This is a genomic window from Archangium gephyra (assembly GCF_049060025.1).
Classification (GTDB): Bacteria; Myxococcota; Myxococcia; order Myxococcales; family Myxococcaceae; genus Archangium; species Archangium gephyra_A.
On the sequence record NZ_JBMEQQ010000002.1, the window covers coordinates 3,363,040 to 3,384,621 of the forward strand.

Consider the following 21,582-nt stretch of genomic DNA (forward strand, 5'->3'; position numbering starts at 1 on the left):
GGGCTCAGGAGTACGGGAGGGACTCGTCGGGCCGCGGCTCCGGCCGCTCGAGCCACCTTCCCCACTCCGTCAGGACGCGCCGCGCGTAGATGCGCGCGCCCTGCCTGCGCGCCACCTGGAGGACCCGGAGGAACGCCTCGCGGGCTTCCGGCGCCCGGCCGCGCAGGACCAGGAGCTGGGCGCGGACCAGGTGTGCATAGGACTCGAAGCTCGTCTCGCCCGCGCGCAGCTTCTCGGGCGCCAGCGCGTGCTCGATGGCGGCCAGTCCCTCCTCCGCCCGCCCCAGCTTCAGGTAGATGTCCGCGAGCATGGCGGAGTTGTGCAGGGTGCCGATCACGAAGCCCGAGCGCTTCCACTCCTCGAGGGCCCGGTGCATGAGCGCCAGTCCTTCCTCGGCCTGCCCCAGCTCGGCCAGGGCCCAGCTCTTCAAGAGGGTGGACCACCACAACCAGAGCCGGAACCGGTGCTCGCCCGCGAGCGCGATGCCCTGCTCCGCCCACTCCAGGGTGCGCCGGGGCTCGCGGCGGATCTGCGCGCCGACGGCCGCGTAGGTGAACACGCCCGCACACGTGTGGGGATGGGCGAGCTTGCCGGCCAACACCAGCGCCTCGTGTGCATGGCGCCGGGCCACGTCCTGCTCGTCGAGCACCGAGTGGATCACGGAGCTGAACACCAGGGCCATCGCCCGCGGGTTCATCACCTGCTTCAGGGCGAGGGTCCGGTGGTGCTCGAGCGTGGGCTCCTCGGACTGCTCCAGGGCCTGCTCGATGTGGGCCAGGGCGCTGGGCATGTCGCCCCAGGTGAAGAAGTCGGTGGCCATCATCCGGTGCCCCATCACCAGCAGCTCCCGGTTGGACTGGCGCTGGCCCAGGTCCACCAGCAGCTCGGCGATCTCCTGCGCCTCCTGGAACTTCATCTGGGTGAAGAAGTAGGAGTAGGCGCCCCAGTAGGACAGCTCCCTCCGGGCCACGCCCTCGCCCACCTGGTGGAAGAGCTCGCGCACGCGCGCATACACCCGCGCCACCTCGGGCGAGTGGTAGCCCTGCAACTGCACCAACGGTAGGCCCAGGGCGATCAGCAACTCCAGCTCCTCGGGAAGGAGGGACGCGGCATCCGGCAGGCCTCGCAGCAGCTTCAGCGCCTGGGTGAGGTGGCTCACCGCCTCCTGGTTCGCATAGCGCCGGCTGGCCTGGAGCCCCGCCTGCTTCCAGGCGCGGATGGCCGGCTTCACCTCTCCGGCCTCCATATAATGATGGGCGAGCAGCTCGGGCCGGCCCTCCACCATCGCGGGGAAGTGCTCCACCAGGGCGAGCGCGATGCGCCGGTGGTGCTCACGCCGCACGCCGCGCGTCTGGGACTGGTACGCCGCCTCCTGGATGAGGGCGTGGCGGAACTGGTAGCTGGGCCCGGAGCCCTCGTCGTAGCGCTGCAACAACCCCGCCGCCACCAGCCCGGCCAGGTCCCTGCGGAAGCTCGGCCTCGCGCAGGCCCGTCACGGTGACGAGCAGCTCGCGCGTGAAGCCACGGCCCAGCACGGCGCACCACCAGGCCAGCTCCTTCTGGCGGCGAGGCAGCGTGTCCAGCCGGGCCAGCAGCAACTCCTGCAGCGTGACGGGGATGGAGGCCGCCGCCCCGCCCTCCAGCAGCATGCGCGTCATCTCCTCGGCGAAGAGGGGAATGCCGTCCGTGCGGGCCACGAGCTGCTCCAGCACCGCCTCGGGCAACGCCCGGCCCCGCGCCACCTCCTTCACCAGCCGCGCCGTGCTCTCCGCCGGCATCCGCTCCAGCGAGAGCCGGTGGAGCCCCGACCGCGCGGGCCAGGGTGGGCGGAACTCGGGCCGGGCGCTGAGGACCCCGAGCACCCGCGCCTTCCCCAGCCGCTCCATCAGCGAGCCCAGCATCCGCAGCGTGGAGGGGTCGGCCCAATGCAGATCCTCCACCACCAGGAGCACCGGGTGCACCGCGGCCACGCGCAGCAGCAGCGTGCCCAGCGCATCCAGCAACTCCTCCATCTGCCGCTCCGGCGTGAGCCGCAGGTGCGGAGGCATCTCCTCCACCGGCAGCGACAGCAGCGAGCCCAGCAGGTGCACCTGCACGGGCTTCAGCTCCCAGGGGGCCAGCCACTCCTCCAGCAGGCGCAGGTTCTCCCGCGGGGCGCGCTCCGGAGAGAGCCACAGCCGCTGCAACGCCTCGATGAGGGGATGGAAGGCGCTGGTGGAGAACTGGGACCAGCACTGCAACCGCAGCGTCAGCGCCTGCTCCCGGCCGAGCCGCTCTCGCAGCGCCTGGATGAGCCGGGACTTGCCCATGCCCGCCTCGCCCGAGAGCAGCACGAAGCGCCCCTCCCCCGCCCGGGCCCGCGTCCACAGCGCGAGCAATTCCTCCACCTCCCGCTCCCGCCCCACCAGCGGGGTGAGCGCTCCGCCCACGGCCAGCGTCCGGTCGAACCGGGACACCGTCCGGCGCACGCCCGCCACGCGGTACACCCGGAGGCTGCGTGCGCCCTCGTGGACGCGGGCACCGAGCGGTTGCGTCTCGAAGGCGCGCTGCACCAGCGCGTGGGCCTCGTGGCTGAGCACCACCTCGTCGGGCCCGGCCTGGAGCGCCAACCAGGAGGCCACCTTCGGCGCTTCACCCTGGATGCCCGGCGTGCGCCCCCGCAGCTCCTGGGGCAGGTCGTCCAGCATCACCATGCTGGTGTGGATGCCCACCTGCACATTCAACTCCAGCCGCTCCTGCCTCGGCATCCGCTCCGCGAGCGCCTCGCGGATGGAGGGCACCAGCATCATGCCCGCGTGCACGGCGCGCTCCGAGTCCCCCTCGCGCGCCACCGGATAGCCGAAGCACGCCAACGCCTCGTCGCCCATGCACAGGGTGACGAAACCGCCATGCTGCTGGATGACCTTGGAGAAACCGCGATGGAAGGCCGCCTCCCACTCGCCGAAGTCCTCGGCGTCCATTCCTCCCGCGAGGCTGGCGAGCCCCTGGAGCTTGCACGCCACCAGCGTCACCTGACGCCGCTGGGGTGCCACGTGGCGCGGTTGCTTGCGCCCGGGACGCAGGTGCTCCTCCAGCTCGCGCAGCTCGTCCTGCAGCTCGGCCGCGGAGAGCAGCCGCCGGGAGGGATCCTTCGCCAACATCACGGCCAGCAGCGACTCCAGCTCCCAGGGCAGCTCCGGGTGGCGCTCGCGCAACAGGGGCACGGGCTCGGGGGACAGCACCCGGGCCCGCAGCTCTTCCAGGTTCGCCGTCAGGTAGGGCAGCTCCCCGGTGAGCATCTCGTAGAGCAACACGCCCGTGGCCCAGAGGTCGGTGCGCTCGTCCAACGCTTCGCCCCGCCACTGCTCCGGCGCCATGTAGGGCGGCGTGCCCGCCATGGGCAGGCGCGGCGCCAGCGCGGTGGTCGGGTCCAGGAGGTACGCCAGCCCGAAGTCGAGCAGCTTCACCACGCCCCTGCGGGTGATGATGACGTTGCTGGGCTTGAGATCGCGGTGGACGATGTGGTGCTCGTGGGCGTGCGCCAGCCCCGCGGCCACGGCCATCATGATCTCCAGCGTGCGCCGCGGCCCGGGCCGCTCCCGCTGCATCACGAGGGCGAGCGACTCACCCTCCAAGCGCTCCATCACCAGGTAGGGGATGCGAGGCTCATCCGGGCGCCCGGCCCACTCGGCGACATCGAAGATGCGGACGATGTTCTCGTGATCCAGCCGGGCGATGGCCCGGGCCTCCGCCAGCGCCAGGCCCGCCAGCTCCTCGCGCGGCACGAGGAACTTGAGGGCCACCTCCCGCCGCAACTGCTCGTCCCAGGCACTCAGGACCCAACCCATGGCTCCCGCCCCAGCTTCCTCGAGGAGCTTGAAACGGTGGCCGTCCTGGCCTCCCAGCCGCTCCCCCGGCATGGGCCTGCGCAGGGGCACCGGCACATGGGCCACTTCCCGTAGAAAGGAGTCGTCCAGGTCCGATTCCCCGGACAGCCCACTCAGGAACTCATCGGGCCGGGACGCCTCCGGCTGCCAGCCGATGGGCCTGTCAGCAGTTTCATCGCCACCTTGCATGGCACTCTCCCGCGCCCCCCTCGACGGATCCCTCTCCGGCACCCTGCCTGCCCGCCTTGGAAAGCTATGGACCCGGTGGGCACCGGGCAACGAAGCAGGCAGGAGGGTCGACGTGTCCTCTCAGCTCACCCGGCGCTCCCGGCGCACGTCCCGGGACGAGAAGACAGATGATGTGTCCACGTTCGCGCGTGGGCTCGCCCCCAGGTCTGGAAGGGCGATCCGGGTGTCCGGAGCGCTGGCGCGCCGGGGCGCCCCCTGGCGGAGCCGCCGCGCCAGATGGCTCGCGGCATAGGGGAACACCCGCAGCCCCTGCAGGAAGCCGATCGGACTCAGCCCGCGCCCCGCGGCATGAGGCGTGAGGCGCAGCTCGTCCTCCAGCTCCACCCGGCTGTCGAGGCGGACATCCGCGAGCGGCTGGTAGTCGTTGGTCCCCCACGGAGCCATCTCGAGCCGCAGACTGGCCGCACCGGCCCGCACCGCGTCCTCGAGCCGCTCGCCCCGCCCCTCGCCCAACCCGCCCGCGCCGGAAGCGGTGATGCGCAGCGAGACCCGGCCGAGCCCCTTCACCTCATAGGGAGTGATGGCCCAGTAGGTATTGGCCAGGTAGTCATGGGGATTGGTGGCCTTGATGTCCTGAGCCATCGCGCCGAAGGAGTGGAAGGAGACGAGGAAGAGATCCTGCCCGCCGGGAGCATTGGTGGAGCACGGCCCGGGCTGGCCATGGAAGCGCAGCCCCATCCCGAGCGAGTCCGTCCTCACGTCCTTGCCCTTCTGCTTGAAGATGCCGCCCGAGAAGCGGACCAGGGCGCAACCGGACAGCCGCTCGGCCACCTCCACGCCCGCGACGGAGGCGAGCCCGGGGGCCGGATAGGCCCTGGCCGAATAGACCACCCCCGTGGGGTGGAAGAAGCGGGCCTTGCGGAGGAAGGACAGGAAGAAGAACACCCAGGACAGGAGCAGCAGCCCGAAGAAGACACCGATACCGTAATAGATACGCCCTCGCGACACGCTGGCCCCCTGAAGGTTGAACCGTCCATGGGGAAGGAGCACGATCGGCACGGTTGTGATGGCGCTCGGCGGGGACTCGGATGGCAAGACAGACACAAGCGGGAAGTCACGAGCCAGGTGCACGGGGAGTGGAGCGAAGCGAGGGCTCGGACCCTCCTCCGGCAGCGGGCACCTCGAGCGCGAACAACAGGACAGTGCCCGGAGACCCCTGGGCCCACGCGGGACTCCCACGCGAGACCGTCCGGGACGAGAGGGGAAGCATCGTCCTCACCCATACGCCCGTCACCCGCGAGGGCCGGCCCTGTGCGGATCTCGCCTGGCGCATGCCGGACGTGGACACGGCCCGGTGTTCCGACGTGCTGCGCTCCACCCTGCGAGGCTGGGTCCTCGCCACGGAGGATGAGGCCCTGGGCACGGGAGCTCATCGGCCGGGGCGCCCGGGTCCTGCGGCATGCGCATGGGTACTCCCGTGACCTGCGGGCCGCACCCGCGCCCTCCTCCTGGGCTACCCCGGAAGTACCGGCGGGCCTCCGGCTGACCGGTGTGGAACGGAACAACGCCGAGGCGTTGGCCCCCCTGTTGCTCGCGGCCTATCCACCCGGGCACCCGGACCACTTCGGGTGGACCCCCGAGGAGGCACGGCAGGAGATCGCCCGGATTCTCGCTGGGGAGGTGCTGGGTCCACTCCTGCCGTGCAGTGGGCTGGCGCTCGATGGAGAAGCGGTGGCCGGGGTCTGCCTCATCACCCTTCGTGAGGGGAGCCCTCCCCATGGAGGCCCATGGGTCATCGAGGTGTACCGGCATCGCGCGTCCCGGTATGCCGGGGCCGGGGCCGCGCTGCTGCGCCGAGCCCTGTGGCTCGCGACCCAGGCGAAGTTGCCCGCCCTGAGCCTCGTGGTGAGCGACGGCAACCCGGCACGGCGGGTCTATGAGCGCCTCGGATTCCGGCACGTGGGCTCGTCCCGGACACTCGAGCTGCCCACCTGACACGTTGAAGCACGCACGCGGGAGGTGACCATGGCGAAGCAGGACCCGAAGGAGAAGGGCTTCAACAACCCGTTCGCCCGGCTCGAGGCGCTGCGAGACACCCTGCCTTCCACCAGGCCCCAGTTGCGCCGGGAGGACTTCCCCGAGACGCCTCCACCGGGAGGACCCGAGCGCGTGGTGGTGCGGCTCGAGACGGACCGCGCGGGCCAGGAGGTGACGGTGGTGGAGGGGCTGAGCCTGCCCGCGGCGGGGTTGCAGGAGTGGCTCCAGGCCTTGCAGCGGGGGCTGGCGTGTACCGGCGCGGTGGAGGGTGAGCGGCTGGTGCTGCGGGAAGATCAGCGCTTCAAGCTGCCGGATCTCCTGCTACGCCGGGGAGTGCAGCGCGTGGTCCATGGCTAGCCTACTGGCTGGATTCTGAACCCGCGGGGGCGTGCCGAGGGTCGCTGCACGGCCGTGTTGATGGTGCTTCGGGCCGGGTGTGGTACCGCCCGCGCGCCTGGACATCCGCTGGAGCAAGTTCGCCGGGAGCCTCCAGCGGCGGGTTCGATTCCCGCCGCCTCCAACAGAGGTTGCCCGCCGCCTTGAGTTAAAACCACTCCTAACGAGGATGCGTGGATCACCGCCCCATGTGTCAGGGTCGTTGACGCCTGGGGTCTCCATCCCGGTGAGCCCGAAGACGGGACCATGAGCACGGTCACTGCGAGCCGTGCCGGGCCTCAAGGGGTGGCGCGCCCGCCAATCTTCGGGAATCGCTCGTAGGCCTGTTTGAGCGCATCCAGGTGCGCGGAGTTGTCCAAGTCGAGCGGCGCATCGGTGAGCCAGACAACCCACCCGCCCGTCGCGGTACGCCGTGAGCGCGAAAGCAAGTCCGCGTCGCGGGCTGGGTCCGGGAAACCGATGGCCCGTGCGGCATCGGCAGACCAGTAGTTCAACCACCCCAGGCGATGCGGAATCTCAGGAGAGCGGATCTTGTTGGAGAGCTTGAGCGCTGGCAATCCCCGTGGGGGAGACGGCGGACCGGCCAATGTAGGCGCCGTCTGCTCGGCAATGTCTACCGCCGCGAGGAAAGGTGTCAGATGCCCCCACCGAGCGCGTGCGCCCTCCGCTACCGCCTCCAATACATCCACTGCCGCCGAGGTCGCCGCCGCATTGAGCGGCAGCCTCGCGAAGACTTCAAACTGTGGCTGATCGCAGGGGTCTCCCGGATTTTCCAGACCGGTGAGCGTCATGAGGTTGTCGTCATCGTCATTGCAAAGGAATGGAAACCCGCCATCTGTCGTATCTGCCGCGACCCATTCATCACGGTCAGGCAATGCAATGAGGTCTCCTTTTTCAGAAGTCGTCCATTCCAGCCGCAAGCCGGGAAGCGCACGCTCCATTCCGCGAACAATGGAGAGCGGGCGCCCATCGCCTCCCACGAGCGCGGGCGCATAGACAATGAGGCGGAGGTAGTCTTGTGTGGCTGACATCTCAACACCAATCCATGAGAACGACCGTGAGGGAAGGTTCCGCCGCGCGCAGAGCGGTCAGATGTGCTTTGCTACGCACGCCGACGGAAAATTTATATCCGCATGCTTCGGCGAGCTTTTTCTCGCGCCTTATCTCCGGCAGCTTCACTTTGATAAAGAAATCCTGGGATCGAGAATCGTGCTTGTCAAAAACATCCGTTTTGACGTCCCACAGCGTACGCGTGTCCAGTTGCAGCGCGTCGAAGTTCTTCCCATTCACGAGCACATCCCAACCGGGGAAGCTGTTGTTCGGAATCCTGTCGGCACACTTGTTGTGCTCGTCATGTCCGCCTCGGTGCGGCACGGGGATGGGCTCGCACCTGGCGCGGCGGTCTCGCTCCGTGACTTCGATGGGCCCCAGAGGGGGGAAATCCGGCCCTTTTGGCTCCGGCTCGGGCCTTTTTTGAGGTGAGGGTTCCTGCGGAGCGGGCTTTGTTTCAGGCACGGGCCGCGTTTCGGGCGCGGGTCGTACCTCGGGGCGGCCCCTTTTCAGCTCATACGCATCCAGGGCCTCTTTGATGGCGAAGCCCACCACCACCATGCCCGTGATGATCACCGCCCCCGCGATGATCTCCGGTGCCGCCAGGACGCAGAACCCGATTCCCACGGCAGCGGCATCCGCTGAGGCGACCGCACATCGTCCCGTGGGGTCGTGAAACTCGAGCCGGTCATGGTCGAGGGTATGAAAGCACTGCTCCACCAGCACGGGCCAGGGCTCAGAAGCTTCGCGGACAGCGCACTGCCCCCCGTCCGTCCAGGGCAGCTTCGCCGCTCGCTGGAGGTGGGCGAGCCTCGGGTCCCGGGCCGCTGGCTCTCCTGGGCTCGGCGCTGACGTGGCACAGGCCGAGATAAAGAGCAGAAGCGCGATGCACGCTCTGAAACGCATGGCTACGTCCTCCAACCAATCCGGCTGAAGCGGTGGGAGGAAGGCACCTGAGCCCTGGACCCGGGATAGCCACGCCCCCTCAGGCCGCGGGGGCCTTCGGTTCGCCCTGGGGCTTCTGCCCGGCGCCCTCCTCGGTGGGCGCGGCCGGCGCCACGGGCTGCTCCGGCAACGGCAGCGACTGCACGGGAGCCCCCTGCCCCTCGGCCTTCGCGGCCTCGCGCTGGGCGATCTTCTCGCCCGCGAAGCTCGGCATCCCGGAGGAACTCGGCGTACTCGTCCTGGCGCGCGCTGGCCTTCTCCTGCGCCTGCGTCTGCTGCTTGCCCGCGTCGGCCCGGCCCCGGACCACGGCTCGCCTGGTGATCACCACGCCTCCGGCGACCACCGCCAGCTCCGCCAGAAGGGACAGGCCGCCCGAGGCCATCCACCCGTCGACGCCATTGCTCGTGAACTCGATGGCGAGGGTGAAGCACAGGCCGGTGGCCGCGGCCCCGATCGCGGTGCTCCACGGACTCAGCTCGATGATGCGGGCGGCGCCGTAGCAGAGCACCGGCAGCGCGGCGAGCACCCACAGGTGCCGCAGCACCGGGGCGAGCAGGAACTCGATGGCCCACGAAGGCAGCGCCCCGACACGGCCGGCCAGCCGCAGGGACACGGCCGAGGTCAGCACGGTGCCCGCCACCAACGCGAGGAAACCGAGCCCCACGGTGAACTGGATACGGCGGAGGCGGAGGCGCAGCGGCTCGAGGACGGTCTTCTTCTGGGTGCTCACGGGAACGGCAGCCTAGCTCAAGCGCGGCCCCGGCACGCACTGGGAGTCCTCACTCGTCGTCTTCCCCGTCCGCCATGACGCCCGGGGTGCGAGCAGGCGGGCCGTCTCCATAGAAGACCTCCTCCAGGACGAGCCCCTGGGGCGGAGCGGTGGGGCCGGCGCGCTTGCGGTCGCGCGAGGCGAGGACCTCGGCCACCCAGGCGTCGGGACGGCGCCCCTTGCCCACCTCCACCAGGGTGCCCACGAGGTTGCGCACCATGTGCTTGAGGAAGGCGGTGCCCTCCACCGTGATGGAGAGCTCGTCGCCCGAGGTGCCCTGGAGGTCCACCCGGCGCACCTCGCGCAGGGCATGGGCGGCCTGGCAGTCCGCGGCCCGGAAGGCGGAGAAGTCGTGCCGGCCCAGCAGGTGTGCCGCACCGCGCCGCATGGCCTCCACGTCCAGGGGGGCGAACACCTCCCAGTGGGTGAGGCGGCGCAGGGGCGAGCGCGAGGGCCTGTTGCTCACCCGGTACCGGTAGCGCTTGCCGCGGGACCAGCGGCGCGGATCGAACTCGGGCGGCACCTCCTCGGCGCGCACGACGGCGATGTCCTCGGGCAGCAACCCGTTGAGCCCCCTCGCGTAGGCCTTGAGGGGCAGCGTGCGCGGCGTGTCGAAGCACACCACCTGCCCGGTGGCATGCACCCCCGAGTCCGTCCGGCCGGCCACCACCACGTCCACCCGCTCACCGAGCAACTGCTCGAGCGCCTGGACGATCCGCGCCTGGATGGAGACGCCATTGGGCTGCACCTGCCAGCCCACGTAGCGGGTGCCGTCGTATTCGAGCGTCAGCTTGAGGCGGGGCATGTCAGCGGTACTTGAGCCAGACCGAGAGGAGCTCGCCCACCATCCTGCCCACGGGGACGCCGTGCTTGCGGGCCAGGGACTCCAGCGACTCGAGCTGCGCGGCGGTGACGGGCACCGCGACGATGCGCTCGCTGCCCGAGGGCTCCTCCACGGGCAGCACGGACTCCAGCTCCGGCTGCGTGGTGGGCGGGGGCGCGGAGAACGGCGCTTCCTTGGGCCGCAGGCGCTGCTGCTCCTGCTCCAGCTCGTCGAGGAAGAGCTGCTTGAGGAAGTTGGAGAGGTGGAGGTTGGAGGGGGTGAACTCGTACGCGTTGAGGAAGCGGTCCAGGTCCTGCTGGAAGTGCCAGGCCGTGGGGTAGCGCTTGTCGCGGTCCCGCTCCAGGGCCTTCATGAGGATGGTCTCCACGGGCTCGGGGATGTCCGCGCGGAAGTACGAGGGCGCATACACCTTGCCATCGACGATGCTGCGCATGACGGACACGTCCGACTCGCCGGTGAAGAGCTTGAAGCCGGTGAGCCACTCGTAGAGCACGGAGCCCAGCGAGAAGATGTCGCTGCGGTGGTCCAGGGGCTTGCCCAGACACTGCTCGGGGCTGAGGTAGCTGAGCTTGCCGCGCAGCTCACCGGCGCGCGTCTGCTCCACCCGGTTGGCCGCCTTGGCGATGCCGAAGTCCAGCACCTTCACCGTGCCGTCGAAGCACACGAAGATGTTCTCCGGCGTCACGTCCCGGTGGACGATGTTCAGCGGCGAGCCGTACAGGTCCACCTTCTGGTGCGCGTAGTAGAGGCCCTCGCACACGGACGAGGCGATCTTCAGCGCGTACACCATGGGGAAGGGAATCCCCAGCGACTCGGCCTTGGGCACCACGCGCCGCATGTCCCGGCCGAAGAGGTACTCCATGCCGATGTAGTAGCTGTCGCCCACCTTCCCCAGGTCGTGGATCTGCACGATGTTGGGGTGGTTGAGCTGGGCGGCGAGCCGGGCCTCGTTGAGGAACATGCGCACGAAGGGCGACTGCCGCGACAGGTGCGGGCGGATGCGCTTGATGACGACGGGCTTCTCGAAGCCATCCGGGCCGGACTGCTGGGCGAGGAACAGCTCCGCCATGCCGCCCACGGCGAGGCGATCCAGGAGCTTGTACTGGCCGAACTGCACGGGTGCGCGGGGGGCGGCTGGCGACATCAGTGCCGCCACGATAGCGCCCCGGGGGCCTTCCTGGCCAAGGCCAACGGCGCCGGACCCCTGGAATCACCGGGGCGTGGCCTGACGAAGTCAAGCGGGCGGATTTCACCAGCAGGCAACACACCGGCCGCCATGGAGGCCGCATGCTCCTCCCGGCGGCCCTCTCTGACGCACGGAACTGTTGCACCCGCCGGGATTTACAAGCACGTTGAGGGAAATCACGTAGGACGCCCCCCCGAAGTCCCTGCCATGGAACGGACCCGCGAGCCGCGGGAAGGGGGGGCGGCATTCTCGAGAGGATGACCATTCCATGAAGAACGCTGAAGGGGCCGCACATCCCTTTGAGCTGCTGGAACGAAGGCTGAAGGCGAGCACCGACCAGTTGAGGGACGTGAGGGAGACGATGGAGGAGCTGGGCCGGTCCGCTGGCGCCCTCCAGCGCCTGTTCGGAGTGGAGCAGCTCCGGGAAGCCGCCAGGGCGGCGGGCCAGGGCCCCAAGGGGCAGGCCGCGGCGGCACCTCCGCCCAAGGGCTCCCGGTCCTCGCAGAGCAGCGCGCCGGCGGCCCAGGACGACATCCCCGAGTGGCGCAAGGTGTTCCCGGACCTCTCCAACAAGGTGCCGGGGCGAGGAAGGTAGGTTGGACTCCAGGCCAGTGCTCCGGCCTGGACCCAAGCTGTCGAGGCACCGGACGTTGGAACGTTGGACACGCTCCCGTCCGGTGGCCCCCTGGGACAGAGAGCGCCCCCTGCCGTATCGAGACCCGGAATGACCCAGCCCTCCCCCTCCCCGCCTCGCGTTCCCGACTCGCAGGAGAGCTGTCTCGCGGAAGGCGGTGAGCTGGGCAGGCTGGTGCGCGCGGTGGACTGGTCGAAGACGCCCCTGGGCCCCGTTGCCGGATGGCCCACGAGTCTCAAGACCATGGTGGGCGTCGTGCTCCGCAACCGCTTCCCCATGCTGCTGTGGTGGGGACCCGAGCTCATCCAGATCTACAACGACGGCTACCGGCCCATTCTCGGCGAGAAGCACCCCACCTCCCTGGGCGCCCCCGCCCTCCAGGTCTGGAGCGAGATCTGGGACGTCATCGGGCCCATGGCCCGGAGCGTGCTCGACGGAGGCCAGGGGACGTGGAACGAGTCCCTGCTGCTCCTCATCAACCGGCGCGGTTCCCCCGAGGAGACCTACCACACCTTCTCGTACAGCCCCGTCCCCGCCGAGGGGGGCCACGTGGGCGGCGTCCTCGTCACGGTGAACGAGACGACCGAGCAGGTCCAGGACGACCGCCAGCTCCGGATGCTGGGAGCGCTGGCGGCGCGGGCCGCCGAGGCGAAGTCCGCGGAGCAGGCGTGCCGCACGGCCATGGACATCCTCTCGGAGAATGACGCCGACCTGCCCTTCTCGCTCCTCTATCTGCTGGATGCGGGCGCCCGGGAGCTCCAGCTCGTCAGCGCCAGCGGGTTGGACGGCTACGAGGGCCCGGGCAGACCGGCCCGCGTGCCGTTCGACGCCAGGTCCGGCGACACCGGGGGATGGCCGTTCGCCGAGGCGGCTCGCACCGGACGGGAGGCCGTCGTCGAGGAGCTCCCGAAGCGCTTCGGGCCCATGCCGGGAGGCCGCTGGGGAATTCCCTCGGAGCGGGCGGTGGTCCTCCCCTTGTCGCGGCCCGGCCAGCCCCACCCGTACGGGTTCCTCGTCTCCGGCGTCAGCCCTCGCCGCGCGCTGGACGGCCGCTACCTGGGACTCTTCCGGCTGACGGCGGATCAGGTGGTGACCGCGATCGCCAACGCGCGCGCCTACGAGGAGGAGCGCCAGCGCGCCGAGGCACTGGCGGAGCTCGACCGGGCGAAGACGGCCTTCTTCAGCAACGTCAGCCACGAGTTCCGCACGCCCCTGACGCTGATGCTCGGACCGGCGGAGGACGCCCTCGCCTCCCCCACGCGAGCACTCACCGGCGAGAACCTGGAGACCGTCCACCGCAACGCGCTCCGGTTGCTGAAGCTCGTCAACTCGCTGCTGGACTTCGCGCGCATCGAGGCCGGCCGCGTCCAGGCTTCCTATGCGCCGGTGGACCTGGCGGAGCTGACGGCCGGCCTCGCGAGCGCCTTCCGCTCGGCCATCGAGCGCGCGGGACTCACGTTCGAGGTCCGCTGTCCTCCGCTCCCGGAGCCGCTCTACGTGGATCAGGACCTGTGGGAGAAGATCGTCCTGAACCTGCTCTCCAACGCGCTGAAGTTCACGTTCGAGGGCGCCATCCACGTGTCGCAGCGGTGGCTGGGCGATCGCGTCGAGCTGCGGATCAGCGACACGGGGACGGGCATTCCCGAGAGCGAGCTGCCCCACCTCTTCGAGCGCTTCCACCGCGTGCAGGGAGCCCGCTCGCGCACACATGAAGGCTCCGGCATCGGCCTGGCCCTGGTGCACGAGCTGGTGCGCCTGCATGGCGGCACCATCACCGCGGAGAGCACCCCCGGCCAGGGGACGGCGTTCACCGTCCGCATCCCGGCCGGGACGGCGCACCTGCCGAAGGAGCAGGTGGCCGCCGGCCGCTCGCGGGAGTCCACGGCGCTCGGAGCCGCCACCTACGTGAACGAGGCGTTGCGCTGGCTGCCCGGCGCACCCGAGGTGCCGTCGGTGGAGCCCTCGCGGTGGAGCGCTCCGGTGCACCCGGTCATGGACATCGTGGCCGGTGCCCGCATCCTGCTCGCCGACGATAACGCGGACATGCGGGAGTACGTGGGCCGGCTGCTCGCCGAGCGCTGGACGGTGGAGCTGGTGGCGGACGGCGCGGCCGCGCTCGAGGCCGCACGCGAGCGGCTTCCGGACCTGGTGCTCACGGATGTGATGATGCCCAACCTGGACGGCTTCGGCCTGCTGCGGGAGCTGCGGGCCGGGGAGCGCACCCGGAACGTGCCCGTCATCATCCTGTCGGCGCGCGCGGGCGAGGAGGCGCATGTCGAGGGACTCCGTGCGGGGGCCGATGACTACCTGGTGAAGCCGTTCTCGGCCCGGGAGCTGGTGGCGCGGGTCGAGTCCCAGCTCGCGCGGGCCCGGGTGCGAACCCTGGAGGAGGAGCACCACCGGCGGCTCGCCCGGGTCTTCCAGCACGCCCCGGTGGGAGTCGCGATCCTCCGAGGCCCGGAGCATGTCGTGGAGTACATGAACGCGAACTACCTCCAGCTCATCTCGAACCGCCCGGTGCTGGGCCAGGGCGTTCGCGAGGCCCTCCCCGAGCTGGCCAACCAGGGCGTCTACGAGCTGCTGGACACGGTGTTCACGTCGGGCGAGCCGTTCATCGGCAGGTCCGTGCGCATGCTGCTCAACCGCGGCGCCGGAGGAGCGCCGGAGGAGTGCTTCTTCGATTTCGTCTATCAGCCGATGCTCGACGAGGCGGGCCGGGTGGAAGGCATCGTGTCCGTGGCCTTCGATGTCACCGAGCTGGCGAACGCCCGGGGGGGAGCGGAGTCGGCCAACCGCGCCAAGGACGAGTTCCTCGCGATGCTGGGCCATGAGCTGCGCAATCCGCTCGCGCCCATCCTGACGGCGCTGCAGCTCATGCAACTGCGAGGCACCGAGGAGACGGAGCGGGAGCGCACCCTCATCGAGCGCCAGGTCCAGCACCTCGTGCGGCTGGTGGATGACCTGCTCGACGTGTCGCGCGTGACGCGAGGCAAGGTCGAGCTCAAGCGGGAGAAGGTGGAGCTGGCCACGGTGGTGGCGAAGGCCATCGAGCAGGCCAGCCCGTTGATCGAACAGCGCGGGCACACGCTGACGGTGGAGGTGCCCCGGCAGGGCCTGCGGCTGGACGCGGACCCGACACGGCTCGCGCAGGTCTTCTCCAACCTGCTGACGAACGCCGCGAAGTACACCGAGCCCGGAGGCCGGGTCTCGGTGACGGCGGTGCGGGAAGGCGGTGAGGCCGTCGTCCGGGTGCGCGACAACGGCACGGGGATCGATCCCGAGACGCTGCCCCGGGTGTTCGAGCTCTTCGTCCAGGAGCGCCAGGCCCTGGACCGGTCGCAGGGGGGGCTCGGGCTCGGGCTCGCCATCGTCAAGAGCATGGTCTCGCTGCACGGGGGCAGCGTGGACGTGCACAGCGAGGGACGGGGGCGAGGCAGTGAGTTCACGGTCCGGCTGCCGCTGATGGAGGCCGGAGAGGTCCAGGCCGCGGCCGCTCCCGTCCAGGCCGAAGCGGGACCGCCCGCGCGCAACGCCGTGCCCGGCCGCATCCTCGTCGTCGACGACAACCGGGACGCCGCCGACATCCTCTCCGAGTCGCTCGAGGTACTGGGGTGCGAGACGCAGGTGGCCTATGACGGCCCGAGCGCCTTGAAGATGGCGGAGACGTTCCAGCCCGAGGTGGCCTTGCTGGACATCGGCCTGCCCGTCATGGATGGCTACGAGCTGGCGCGCCTGCTGCGTCAGCGGCACGCGGACCGGGGCCTCCGGCTCATCGCGGTGACGGGTTACGGCCAGGCCTCGGACCGGCAGCAATCCAAGGAGGCCGGCTTCGATGCCCACCTCGTCAAGCCGCTGGATCTCGACGTGCTGGAGTCGCTGCTCAAGCGCCTGGCGGCGTCCTGAAGGCGCTCACGGCAGCTCGAGCACCCGCACCTTGAGCGCGGCCGGGTGCGCGGGGGACGTGGGGAAGTCCACCGGCGAGGGGCCCAGGGACTGCATTCCCCTCCCCTTGCGCTTCGCCCGGGACACGCCCTCCGTCACCATCGTCTCGAAGCGGCGGGGCTCCAGCGTGGCGAGGTTGCAGCACGCCACCAACCGGCCTCCGGGCGCCACCACCCGGGCGGCGGCCTCGGCCAGTTGCGCGTAGTCCTTCGCGGCGGAGAAGCGGCTGGTGCGCGTGGTGGCGAACGAGGGCGGATCCGCCACCACCACATCGAACGTCTCCCCCTTGCGCGCCAGCCGGCCGAGCCAGTCGAAGACATCCCCGGCCACGTAGTCGTACCGGTCCACCGCCTGGCCGTTGAGGCGGGCGTTCTCCTCGCCCCACTCCAGCACGCGGCGGCTGGCGTCGATGTTGAGCACCCGCTTCGCCCCGCCCGCCGTGGCCGCCACGCCGAAACCACACGTGTACGAGAAGAGGTTGAGCACGGTGAGGCCCCGCACCTCTCCCGCCAGCCACGCCCGCGTGTCGCGCATGTCCAGGTAGAGGCCCACCGAGAGCCCCTGCGCCGGACGGATGAGGAAGCGCAGCCCGTTCTCCAGCGCCACCAGCGACTCCACCGGCTCACCTCGCTCGGCCTGCTCGGGGGCGAGCTGCTCCTTCGCCACGTTGGCCAGGTGGCGCGCCTCCTTCGGCCGACGCTTGAGGTACACGCTGCGCGGCGCCCAGGCGGCCTCCACGCCCTCCAGCAGCACCTGCTCCTCCGCCGGAGAGAAGTCGCGGTAGAGGCTCACCACGTGGAGGTACTCGAAGACGTCCACCGTCACGTCTGGGACACCATCGGGCTCGCCGTTGATGAGCCGGAAGGCCGTGGTGCGCGGGTCCTCGCGCAGCGGGGCACGGCGCTCGCGGGCCTGGCGCAACAGCTCCGCCAGGGAGGCGGTACCAGGGCTCATCCCTGGCGCACCGGCCAGAAGTGGGCCGCGGCCTCCGGGATACGCGTCCGCGCCCACATCCGCGAGAGGACGAGCGAGGCCTCGCGCGCCAGCGCCACCTCGTCCGTGCCGAGCAACTGTCCCTCGCGCACGGTGACGCGGCCGTCCACGATGTTCCACGCCACCCGGGAGCGCCCGAGCTGGCCGAGGAGGAACGGGGCCTGCCCGCTGTCGGGATCCAACGCGGGCACGAAGTCGAACACCACCACGTCCGCCAGCCGCCCCTCCTCCACCGCGCCGGAGGGCACGCCGTAGAGCCGGGAGCACAGCTCGGCCGGACCGTCCGCGAAGAGCTGCACCAGCACGCCGTCGGGGTCCACCAGCCGCGCGCCCCGTGCGGCGCCCATCGCCGTGACGAGCGCGGCCGTGATGGCGTCCCAGAGGTTGCCGTGTCCGGCGCTGCCCAGGCCCATCAGGTTCTGGCGCCCATGCAGCGTCTCCAGGGCCCGGCCACTGGGCTCGATGAGGAGCGCCGACCCGGGGCCGAGCGCCACGCACGTCCCCGACTCCGCCAGCCGCACGGACTCGGTGTCGTCCACGGCGCGCGCGTACGCGGCCACCGACAGGGGCCCCAGCAGCCCGAAGGTCTCCAGCCGGGGCACCACCCGCTGGAAGTGCTGCTCCCAGGTGGTGGCCAGGTCGTGGTCCCCCTCGGAGAGGTGGAACACGACGGGCGCTCCGGAGGACTCCCGCAGGCGGCTGAGCCGCTGCAACAGGGGATTGGCGCACGTCCACGAGGCGTGGAACCCGAGCGCCCCCCGCACCAGGGGATGGGAGCCGCGGCGGCGCACGAAGTCGGCATTGGCCTCCGCCTGGGCCTGGGACTCGGTGGTCCCCTCGAGGCTCGTGGTGGCATGGCTCGCCACCAGCCGCAGGCCGAGCTGCTCCGCGGCACGGGCCTGGGCATCGAGGGCCCCCGTCACGTCCCCCGGGCAGGCGAGGTGGTCCACCACCAGGGTGACGCCCGAGCGCAGCGCGCGGGCCATGGCGTAGAGGGAGAGGATCTCCACGTCCGCGGCGGTGAGCAGGGCGGCCAGGCGCCGCTCGTGCTCCAGCCGGACCTGGGGCGGGTGCAGGAGGACCTCGCCCGAGGTGGGGACGAGCAGGTCCCCCACGAGGTGGGCATGGCAGTCCACGAGGCCCGGCATCACCAGCCGGCCGCGGCAGGAGACCTCCCAGTCCCCGGGGAGCACGGGGACCTCGGCGTCGGGGGCGACGCGGCGGATGAGGCCATCCTCGATGACGACGGCCATGCCGGCACGTCCACGGCCGTCGGCGCGGAAGATGGAGCAATTCTTGAGGACCAGGCGGCCTTCCATAGGGGGGGCGAGTATACGCATGGAGCGGGCGGGTGGATCGCCCGGGTGTGCTGGAAGCGGACAACCCAGGTAGGATGGGGGTCCCGCGGATGCTCTTCAACACGGCCCTGTTCGGCGTCTTCTTCCTGGTCTTCTTCGTGGCCTTCCACTTCGTGGCCCGCTCGCGCGGGGCGAAGCTGTGGCTCGTCACGGGGGGGAGCCTCGTCTTCTACGGGGCCTGGGACGTGCGCTTCGTGCCGCTGCTGCTGGGCACGGCGCTGCTGGACTTCTGGCTGGCCAGGGAGATCGGCCGCTCGGAGGACGAGCGGCGCAGGCGGCTGTTACTCGTAGTGAGCCTGACCGCCAACCTGGGAGTACTGGCGCTCTTCAAGTACGCGCGGTTCTTCGCGGACTCGGCGCACGGGCTGCTGGCACTGCTCGGGGTGGCGGCGCCGGAGCCCACGTTCTCGCTGGTGCTGCCCGCGGGCATCTCCTTCTACACGTTCCAGAGCATGAGCTACACCATCGACGTGTACCGGGGTGAGCTGAAGGCGCGGGAGCGGCCGGAGGAGTTCGTCGCGGCGGTGTCCTTCTTCCCGCACCTGGTGGCCGGGCCCATCATCCGGGCGTCGGTGCTGCTGCCCCAGTTCGAGCGGATGGAGACACCCCGGTGGGAGCAGGTGCAGCGCGGCTACCTGCTCATCGCGGTGGGGCTCTTCAAGAAGACGCTGGCGGACCTGCTGGCGCCGGTGGCGGACGGCCTCTTCGGGGCCACGGGGCCGGTGGGCGCGCTGGAGAGCTGGACGGGCGCGTTGGCCTTCACGGGGCAGATCTACGCGGACTTCTCGGGCTACACGGACATCGCCATCGGGGTGGCGCTGCTGTTGGGCTTCGTGCTGCCGCCGAACTTCGATCTGCCGTACCTGGCCACCTCGCCGGTGGACTTCTGGAGGCGCTGGCACCTGTCGCTGTCCACGTGGCTGCGGGACTACCTGTACATTCCGCTGGGCGGCAACCGGAACGGGCGCTACCGCAACCTGATGCTCACCATGGTGCTGGGCGGGCTGTGGCACGGGGCGAGCTGGACGTTCGTGCTCTGGGGCGCGTACCACGGGCTGCTGCTGGTGGCCTCGCATGTGCTGGCGGCGCGCCTGCCCCGGTGGTCCGGAGCGGCCACGCCCCCGGCGCTCCAGTGGGTGAAGCGGGCGGGGACGTTCTACCTGGTGGTGCTCGGGTGGGTGCTGTTCCGCGCGGACAGCCTGGGCTCGGCGCTGCGGGTGCTGGGCGGCATGCATGCGCCCGAGGTGGCCTCGGATGTCACCCGGGCCTCGGTGCTGACGCTGGTGCTGGTGGGCGCGGGGCTCGTGGTGTGCCACGGCGTGTCCGCGCTCGCCGAGCGCACCGGGCTGCAACGGCGCCCTGCCCTGCTCTGGCCCGCGGTGGCCACGTGCATGGCCGTGGCCATGGCCATTGGCACACCGGGGCAGAGCTTCATCTACTTCCAGTTCTGAGGCACGGCGGCTCAGAACAGCCGCATCTGGGACTTGTCCTCCTCCTTGCCCGAGCTGCGCGCGGGCAGCGGGGTGAAGCCGTGCTTCGCCGCCCACTCCTGGCTCGGCCCGGCCCAGCGGAACCGGTCCAGGTGCACCTTGCCCTTCTCGTCGAACTCGACGCCCTCGGCCACCAGCAACTCGCGCTGGTTGTAGCCCTGCGTGCTGATGCCCCCCGAGCGGTTGATGATCCGCTGCCAGGGCACCTTGGGCGCGCGCGGTCCCAGGTCGCCCATCGCGAGCCCCACGATGCGCGCATCGCACCCTCCCCCCACGATGATCGCGATGTCACCGTAGGTGGACACCTGGCCGTGCGGCACCTGCTCGACGACCTGGTAGATGCGCTCGAAAAACCTTCGCTCCTGCATGGTGATGGTAACGGTCGTGGACATGTCTTCTCCAGTCAGGCCTCTCGTCCTACCTCAGAGAACCTGTCCAGGGAAGTTGGTACTACGTCCGGCGTCGTGTACCCGACCCTACACGTGGAGTTGGCGGGCTCCAGGCTCAGCAGCCGGAGGGGAGCTGGAGCTCCAGCGTCTTGACGGTACCGGAGGCGAGACTCAGACGGATGCGCATGCGGTGGATGAACGGTCTGGCAGCCTCCGGAGACCGCCGCAGCACCTCGAGCCAGCGCGGCCGGTTCTCCGGCTCGAACGCCGCTTCGAGCTCGCCGGGCGTGAAAGCGGGGAAGGGGGCCGGCAGCGCCTCCAGGCCGAAGAGCCGCCAGCGTCCCGGAGCGAGCGCGGGCGCGGCCTTCCAGGCGGAGCGGCCCGTCTTCCAGCCGGTGCAGCTCGACGTGCGGCCCCTCATCCGAGACCTGCATCACCGACTCGGTCTGCTGGGCCACCTCCGCCGGTGCCGGCTGGCCGTCCGGTCCCTCCACGGCAAGCTCGACCTCCCCTTCCGTGAGTGCCTCGCTCAGCGGGCTCCCCAGCTCCAGCGGCACCGGCACGGCCTCGGCCGCGCTCGTGAGGAGCCGGACATGCAGCCGGCGGAAGACGAGCTCACGCCCGTGCCAGCCCCACTCCTCCGCCAGCCGGACGCCCGCGCCAGAGGACACGGGCAACGCGACTCGAATCGCGGTTCGCTCCAGGGCACCCGGCACGCGGGCCCCCAACGACAGCAGTTCCCGCACCAGTTCGAGGTCGCCACGCCGGGCCGCGACCTCCAGCGGCGTCTCACCCGCGCGGTGGGCCCGGTCCACGTCCGCCCCCGCGCGAACCACCGCGCGCAGGAGTTGGACAGAGGGCCTCTCACGCGAGGCTGCCTCTACGATACGTCCCACCAGGGTACGCCCCTGGGCATCCTCGGCGCGGGCGTTCGCTCCACCCGCCACGAGCAACTCGACCATGGGCGCGTCGGGGGCGAGCATCAGCGGCGTGGCGGCCCGGGCGTCCGGCGCGTTGGGCTCCGCCCCCGCCTCGAGAAGTTGCCGCACCAGGGCGCGGTCGCCCCGGACCACCGCGGCGTGCAGCGCGTCCGCCCGCCCACGCCGCGGCCGGCCGGAGACATCCTCCGCTCGGACGGGACCAGACGGCCACATCAGTACGGCGAGCAACGTCAGCAACAGGCCAGGGAGGCGCATCGTCAGCGTCCAATCTCGGGGTGCGGCCCTCGTTCAGCAAGAAGCCTGCCACCTTCTCGAGGGCCGCTGACAGAACGACCGCCTACGCGATCCCGCGGCGCGAGGTTCCCAGGTGCCTGCGGCGGCGCAGGCACCCGATTCCGAGGGCAACAGCCACCCAGCTCGCGGCGGAGGTGGGGGCCGCGGCGCATCCGCCGCCCTCCTGAGGCGGGGGGGGGGGAAGGGAGCGTGATCGTGAAGGACGTCGGGGCAGAGGCCGGGCCTTGATAGCCCACGGCATCCACCGCGCTGACGACC

At 70.7% G+C, this 21,582-nt stretch carries 18 protein-coding genes; 5 read left to right on the forward strand and 13 right to left on the reverse strand.

What is annotated here, in order from left to right; translation table 11 throughout:
* Window positions 1-4 precede the first annotated feature (4 nt).
* The 3 genes from ACN28I_RS14505 to ACN28I_RS14515 all read right to left on the reverse strand — a co-directional run bounded on the left by ACN28I_RS14505 (window position 5) and on the right by ACN28I_RS14515 (window position 5,063).
* Complete coding sequence (locus tag ACN28I_RS14505; protein WP_420942624.1) at window positions 5-1,435, reverse strand: hypothetical protein; 1,431 nt, start codon at window positions 1,433-1,435, stop codon at window positions 5-7.
* Window positions 1,332-4,055, reverse strand: a complete 2,724-nt coding sequence (locus ACN28I_RS14510; RefSeq protein WP_420942625.1) for a protein kinase domain-containing protein — start codon at window positions 4,053-4,055, stop codon at window positions 1,332-1,334. Before ACN28I_RS14510 ends, ACN28I_RS14505 begins: the two co-directional genes overlap by 104 nt.
* Window positions 4,056-4,175: 120 nt before the next feature.
* On the reverse strand, window positions 4,176-5,063 hold the full coding sequence (locus ACN28I_RS14515; protein WP_420942626.1) for a hypothetical protein: 888 nt from the start codon (window positions 5,061-5,063) through the stop codon (window positions 4,176-4,178).
* 543 nt (window positions 5,064-5,606) lie between these two features.
* Here ACN28I_RS14515 and ACN28I_RS14520 point away from each other — a divergent pair.
* Both ACN28I_RS14520 and ACN28I_RS14525 read left to right on the forward strand, forming a co-directional pair.
* Window positions 5,607-6,050 carry a GNAT family N-acetyltransferase gene (locus ACN28I_RS14520; protein WP_420942627.1) on the forward strand — a complete coding sequence of 148 codons (444 nt, stop codon included), beginning with the start codon at window positions 5,607-5,609 and terminating at the stop codon, window positions 6,048-6,050.
* Window positions 6,051-6,080: 30 nt separating this feature from the next.
* Window positions 6,081-6,449 (forward strand): translation initiation factor, encoded by a 369-nt coding sequence (locus ACN28I_RS14525; RefSeq protein WP_420942628.1) that lies wholly within the window; start codon window positions 6,081-6,083, stop codon window positions 6,447-6,449.
* Window positions 6,450-6,766: 317 nt separating this feature from the next.
* Here ACN28I_RS14525 and ACN28I_RS14530 read toward each other — a convergent pair whose 3' ends face one another.
* From ACN28I_RS14530 to ACN28I_RS14550, 5 genes are all read right to left on the reverse strand, one after another.
* Window positions 6,767-7,519, reverse strand: a complete 753-nt coding sequence (locus ACN28I_RS14530; protein WP_420942629.1) for a DUF5953 family protein — start codon at window positions 7,517-7,519, stop codon at window positions 6,767-6,769.
* Between the two features lies 1 nt (window position 7,520).
* Window positions 7,521-8,264, reverse strand: coding sequence for a DUF6310 domain-containing protein (locus tag ACN28I_RS14535; RefSeq protein WP_420942630.1), 744 nt, complete (start codon window positions 8,262-8,264; stop codon window positions 7,521-7,523).
* Window positions 8,265-8,446: 182 nt separating this feature from the next.
* Window positions 8,447-9,214, reverse strand: coding sequence for a hypothetical protein (locus tag ACN28I_RS14540; protein WP_420942631.1), 768 nt, complete (start codon window positions 9,212-9,214; stop codon window positions 8,447-8,449).
* Between the two features lie 49 nt (window positions 9,215-9,263).
* Window positions 9,264-10,058, reverse strand: a complete 795-nt coding sequence (gene truA, locus ACN28I_RS14545) for a tRNA pseudouridine(38-40) synthase TruA (protein WP_420942632.1) — start codon at window positions 10,056-10,058, stop codon at window positions 9,264-9,266.
* A gap of 1 nt (window position 10,059) precedes the next feature.
* Window positions 10,060-11,241 carry a serine/threonine protein kinase gene (locus tag ACN28I_RS14550; protein WP_420942633.1) on the reverse strand — a complete coding sequence of 394 codons (1,182 nt, stop codon included), beginning with the start codon at window positions 11,239-11,241 and terminating at the stop codon, window positions 10,060-10,062.
* A 310-nt stretch (window positions 11,242-11,551) separates the two neighbouring features.
* Here ACN28I_RS14550 and ACN28I_RS14555 point away from each other — a divergent pair, with 310 nt between their 5' ends.
* The gene (locus tag ACN28I_RS14555) at window positions 11,552-11,878 is read left to right on the forward strand and encodes a hypothetical protein (RefSeq protein WP_420942634.1); all 327 of its coding nucleotides are present in this window, start codon (window positions 11,552-11,554) and stop codon (window positions 11,876-11,878) included.
* 129 nt (window positions 11,879-12,007) lie between these two features.
* On the forward strand, window positions 12,008-15,820 hold the full coding sequence (locus ACN28I_RS14560) for an ATP-binding protein (RefSeq protein WP_420942635.1): 3,813 nt from the start codon (window positions 12,008-12,010) through the stop codon (window positions 15,818-15,820).
* 6 nt (window positions 15,821-15,826) lie between these two features.
* On the opposite strand, the gene ACN28I_RS14565 is transcribed toward ACN28I_RS14560, so the two are convergent.
* Both ACN28I_RS14565 and ACN28I_RS14570 read right to left on the reverse strand, forming a co-directional pair.
* Window positions 15,827-16,813 (reverse strand): class I SAM-dependent rRNA methyltransferase, encoded by a 987-nt coding sequence (locus tag ACN28I_RS14565; protein WP_420942636.1) that lies wholly within the window; start codon window positions 16,811-16,813, stop codon window positions 15,827-15,829.
* The gene (locus ACN28I_RS14570; RefSeq protein WP_420942637.1) at window positions 16,810-18,105 is read right to left on the reverse strand and encodes an amidohydrolase family protein; all 1,296 of its coding nucleotides are present in this window, start codon (window positions 18,103-18,105) and stop codon (window positions 16,810-16,812) included. Before ACN28I_RS14570 ends, ACN28I_RS14565 begins: the two co-directional genes overlap by 4 nt.
* Before the next feature lie 155 nt (window positions 18,106-18,260).
* On the opposite strand from ACN28I_RS14570, the gene ACN28I_RS14575 reads away from it, so the two are divergent.
* Window positions 18,261-19,661: an MBOAT family O-acyltransferase gene (locus tag ACN28I_RS14575; RefSeq protein ID WP_420942638.1), complete on the forward strand. Its 1,401-nt coding sequence runs from the start codon at window positions 18,261-18,263 to the stop codon at window positions 19,659-19,661.
* A gap of 11 nt (window positions 19,662-19,672) precedes the next feature.
* Here ACN28I_RS14575 and ACN28I_RS14580 read toward each other — a convergent pair whose 3' ends face one another.
* The 3 genes from ACN28I_RS14580 to ACN28I_RS14590 all read right to left on the reverse strand — a co-directional run bounded on the left by ACN28I_RS14580 (window position 19,673) and on the right by ACN28I_RS14590 (window position 21,565).
* Window positions 19,673-20,092: an MGMT family protein gene (locus ACN28I_RS14580; RefSeq protein ID WP_420942639.1), complete on the reverse strand. Its 420-nt coding sequence runs from the start codon at window positions 20,090-20,092 to the stop codon at window positions 19,673-19,675.
* A gap of 11 nt (window positions 20,093-20,103) precedes the next feature.
* Window positions 20,104-21,285, reverse strand: coding sequence for an ankyrin repeat domain-containing protein (locus tag ACN28I_RS14585; protein ID WP_420942640.1), 1,182 nt, complete (start codon window positions 21,283-21,285; stop codon window positions 20,104-20,106).
* 82 nt (window positions 21,286-21,367) lie between these two features.
* Window positions 21,368-21,565, reverse strand: coding sequence for an MYXO-CTERM sorting domain-containing protein (locus ACN28I_RS14590; protein WP_420948641.1), 198 nt, complete (start codon window positions 21,563-21,565; stop codon window positions 21,368-21,370).
* Between the last annotated feature and the right edge of the window lie 17 nt (window positions 21,566-21,582).